The following is a 4,398-nucleotide window of genomic DNA, read 5'->3' on the forward strand; positions in this document are numbered from 1 at the left end:
GCGTTGGGAAAGAGCCTCGGTCAACTCCGGACCTACCAGCTCCTCGATGAGCTTCTTGAATTTTCCTCGAAGATTTACCTCGTCGACCGTCAAATATCCGGGCTTTGATATGTCTGGAAAATCTCATGGCACGGGCTCCCTCGCGTGACGAGGTTGAACAGATCGCATCGACAGCCGCGAGCGAGGCGGCGAAGGAAGCCGCGAGGGAAACCATCGTGCAGTTCTTCGAGACCGTCGGTGTCGATCCGACGGACAAGGCGAATCTGCGAAAAGATTTCGCCTCGCTGCGATCATCCCGCGAACTCAAGGACGCGATGGTGAGGCATGGGCTACTGGCCGCAACCGGCCTTCTTGTGGCGGCGGCCGCAACATCCTTCTGGCTGATGGTGAAGGGAGGGGCGCGATGACACGGTCCAAGGTGGTTGCCGTCGCCGGGATCTGGCTCGTTGCCGGGTTCCTCGGTCTCGGCCTCTTTTACTTCGTCACGCCACAAATCGAGGCGCGTGTCGCGCCCGTGTTGGAAGACCAGACCATCGAAGCCGTCGAGCGCGAACCCGGACGCGTTTGCTGGGTGTGGTCCTGGAACAAGGTCAGGTACGCGCAGCCCATCGTCGTGGCGTGGTCGATCGTGGTCGACGGGACCGCCGTGGAGTATCCGGCTGTCGTCGAACGCCGCCGGGACGGGCAGATGGTCCGTAACCCGCGGGCCTCGGCCCTTGGACCGGGTCGCAACGAACTATGCGCGCCAATCCCCGCTGAGCTCGATCGGGTGAAGAGCCTCACGATCCGAGGRCAGGCYAAYTACGCGGTGCCTCATGGATTGTGGACCTTGTGGCAAGAGCTGCCGTCGGTTGCTGTGCCGTCGCTTCCTCCGTGATCTGCGCGCTGGCGTCCTGCGCGGATAGCGGCCTCCGTTGCCCTCCTCGGCCTGTGCCCGGGAGGGTTTTTGTTTGCCTATAGCCGGGACGCGAATTGACTTCCTGTTTCTTCTCAGCGGTACGAAGCGGGCTCAGCGTTTCCAATGCGTGGAGCGCGTCGAGTCGAAGCTTTGCTCGACCGAAAGTCCAACTGACGAGCCTTCTAGGCAGATTCTGCGACATGAGGGCGCGACCCCTCAATTGTTTGCCTCCAAACGGAGCCTCCCCCTTCGTTCACATGGCGAAGTGTTGCCCCTACGCGCTAGGTGATCCCAACGAAACAACTGCAATGTTGGGAGAGTACGATGGCCATTACGGCATGGGGACAGGTGTTCCAAGTGCATCAGGCTTCGTTTGGCAAGCAAGATGAAAGTCAGATAACCGCCCTGAAAGATCGAGGCTTCGTTTCTGTTTGGCGAGACGCTGATGACAATGGCGGCAAGTCCAGCATAAAGGCGCAGATTTTCAACGGGGACGGTACGCCTCGAGGCGCGGAATTCATTGCGAGCTTGGATGACGGTCCAAACCATTCAAGTCTTTATCCTGAGGTTACTGTTCTCCAGAACGGCGAGATCATCATCGCTTACTCCGCCGACAACGCGTCTGGTGGCACTGTGAGGGTCGGTGCGTTTAGCCCAACCGGGGAAGCACTGGGCGCTCAAATAACACTCTCAGATAATAGCACCAACGCGGGGAATTTTGAGTTCACAGCACTTTCTGACGGGCGGTTGATGGTTGCCTATGAGGAGGGAAATATCGGCCCGATCTCTAGCGTGGCTAGTGTCAGGGACGGCAGACTTGCCTGGGGAGAAAGTTTTTTTGACGGTCAGAATGTTCTCGCTCTCGGTTCGCTCGACAACGACCGCTTCGCTCAAATCACCCAGGATGCGATTGGTTATTTGATCTCCGTTCGGTCGGCGGCGGGTGAAGTGATTTCACCACCAGTTCGCGCTCACACTACGACAGACGCAATTGAAGCATACCCTGCTCTTACGCGACTCACGGACGGGCGTCTCGCGTTTGCATTCATCAAAAAGGGTTCCGATGACGAAGTTCGAGTCCAGTTGTTGGACTCCAACGGAACCCTGATCGGTACTGACATCCTTGCTGACACCGGCCGTTTGCTCGAGGCTGTAACCGTTGATGAATTGCCAAACGGGGGCTTTGCCGTCAGCTCTACCAACTTTAGCGGCACTAGGACTGATCTCCGTATCAAACTCTACGATTCCGGTGGCAATCGAACCGGCGAACACGTGATAGAAGATGTGTGGGTCTCTAATGAACCTGCTCTCACGGTCCTCGCCGATGGACGTATCGTCGTGTCCTGGGATAAATTGGACCTTAATGGTGACGTGAACATCTATTCACAAGTCCTCGATCCACGCACAGAACGTGTCGTCACCAAGGGTTCCGCTTTCAACGATCAGTATTTTGGCACCCAGTTCGGGGATTCGCTCGCGGGTGCTGGCGGTTCGGATAAGTTGAAGGGCGAAGCTGGCAATGACATTCTCGACGGCGGCGCAGGGGACGATATCCTAACCGGGGGCGCAGGAAATGACGCCCTGGCCGGCGGCGCCGGCAGTAATACGGCAATCTTTAGCGGCAATAAGGTGGATTATACGATTACCCGCGCCGTCGATGGGAAATGGGTTATTACCGACACGGTGGCCGACCGCGATGGCACGGATACGCTCTCGGACATTCGCCTTCTCAAGTTTGCTGATACCTCATCTGTGACGGAGAACACCGCCCCCTCGGCCGCCAAACTCTCGCAGACTCAGGTTTCCGAGACGGCGCCGATCAATGAGGCGATCGCCACCCTGTCGGCCACTGATCCCGAGGGCGATAAAATTAGCTACGAACTCGCCTCCGACGGTCCGTTTGCCGTGCGCGGCGACAAGCTCATCCTCACCGGGCCGCTCGATTACGAGAAGCGCACGTCCTACGCCCTGAAGGTCACAGCCATCGACGAATACGGCGCGCGTTCCGAAACCACGGTTCAAGTATCAGTTCTCAATGTCATCGAGGCCAACGCGTTGCGTATCGATGGCACCCGGGCTGCGGATTATCTCGCTGGCGAGAACGGCAACGACACCATCTATGGCGCTGCTGGGAACGACGCACTCAATGGCTTTGGCGGCAACGATCGCCTTTATGGCGGGCTCGGCAAGGACAAGCTCGCTGGAGAGATCGGCAAGGACGTCTTTGTGTTCAAGGAGAAGGCCGACGCTCGGAAGACCCATGTCGACAAGATCATCGACTTCAACGTGAAGGACGACACGATCTGGCTCGACAACGCGGTGTTCAAAAAGCTTGGCTCACGCGGTTCTGAATCCAAACCCGCTGCTCTCAAAAGCGGATACTTCAAGGTCGGCTCGGCCGCGACGGATGCCAACGACTACATCATCTACGACAAGAAAAAGGGCATCCTGTACTACGATGCAGATGGCAATGGCGCGGGCAAGGCGTTGCAGATCGCCACGCTCTCGAAGAACCTCAAGATGACCTACAAGGACTTCTTCGTCATCTGATCAGCCGCGGATTTCTCTACTACCGCACATGCGGCATTTGCGTCATCCCGGAAGCTTTTTTGTGCTTGAGTTCGGAGGCGGCTCAAGTGTCCGTGTCAGCGGTTCTCGGTGCGACAATCGCAGCAGGAACGGGTGAAGCGGCCTTGCATTGTTTATGTGTGCAGGAGAGCATGGACTGACAGAAGAGACCTTCTTGATCGCCCCTCCCCGACGACCCCCGGGGAGGGGCATTTGCTTTGCAGCCCGGGTCTGCTCGGCGGTGCTGGGAAGCTTGACAAGGCTGATGCCCAGACGCCAGCCGAATTTTCCCGCGAAGATCCTCCAAATTGCCCACCGACGGGCCTATTAATTGCGGCGATTGCTGTATGTAGCTAAGCCTTTTGACCGCTTGCCCGGCACAGCCTTAAGAAGCACGATCGCACGTCACTTAGAAGAGGAGGGGAATTTGACCGCGGACAATGAGCTATTAGAGAAAGCTCTAAACGAACTTGGCAGATTGAAAAGCTCTGCCGATGACCCGACGCGATTTGTTTCGCTGCTTTACTCGTCTGCACTTGATGAGTGGGCAGGGCGCCTTCACATGAATCGAATGGAGCTCAACAAACTCGTACGTTCGAGAGGGGCATAAAGGCGTCCAACGGTCATGAGGAAGGGCAAAATACCAGGCCACTGACTTTCTAAAGTCGCCTGGCTTCGGTGGGAACGTTGATTGTTATTTGGCACCCGGGATCAAGTTCCTTTCGAGTGATCGATCCACCGAGTTGTTGTACCAGCAACTCAGTCAATCTCGTTCCAAGCCCACCATGCGGCTCGCTTGGAAACCCCACGCCGTCATCTTCAACAACTAGCTTCAGGCCATTGGCTCCCTGACCAAGTCTCACAGAAATGGTGCCACCCATTTCGTTGGGAAACGCGTACTTCATTGCGTTTGTGACCAGTTCATTGACGAG

General features: G+C 56.9%; 4 protein-coding genes. 3 read left to right on the forward strand and 1 reads right to left on the reverse strand.

Going from position 1 to position 4,398, the window contains the following annotated elements:
* Window positions 1–125 precede the first annotated feature (125 nt).
* From AC1DT3_RS13035 to AC1DT3_RS13045, 3 genes are all read left to right on the forward strand, one after another.
* Window positions 126–407: a hypothetical protein gene (locus AC1DT3_RS13035; protein WP_477465677.1), complete on the forward strand. Its 282-nt coding sequence runs from the start codon at window positions 126–128 to the stop codon at window positions 405–407.
* Window positions 404–877: a hypothetical protein gene (locus tag AC1DT3_RS13040; protein WP_477465678.1), complete on the forward strand. Its 474-nt coding sequence runs from the start codon at window positions 404–406 to the stop codon at window positions 875–877. The genes AC1DT3_RS13035 and AC1DT3_RS13040 overlap by 4 nt, the downstream gene beginning before the upstream one ends.
* A 345-nt stretch (window positions 878–1,222) precedes the next feature.
* Window positions 1,223–3,448 (forward strand): cadherin domain-containing protein, encoded by a 2,226-nt coding sequence (locus tag AC1DT3_RS13045; RefSeq protein WP_477465679.1) that lies wholly within the window; start codon window positions 1,223–1,225, stop codon window positions 3,446–3,448.
* Between the two features lie 677 nt (window positions 3,449–4,125).
* Here AC1DT3_RS13045 and AC1DT3_RS13050 read toward each other — a convergent pair.
* Window positions 4,126–4,398, reverse strand: a 273-nt coding sequence (locus AC1DT3_RS13050; protein WP_477465680.1) for an ATP-binding protein, incomplete at its 5' end; no start/stop codon positions are given.

This window comes from Microvirga sp. P4_G7 (assembly GCF_056401005.1).

Excerpts from the sequence above, each read along its gene's own strand:
- AC1DT3_RS13035 (WP_477465677.1), top strand. The coding sequence starts at position 126 with ATGGCACGGGCTCCCTCGCGTGACGAGGTTGAACAGATCGCATCGACA.
- AC1DT3_RS13045 (WP_477465679.1), top strand. The coding sequence starts at position 1,223 with ATGGCCATTACGGCATGGGGACAGGTGTTCCAAGTGCATCAGGCTTCG.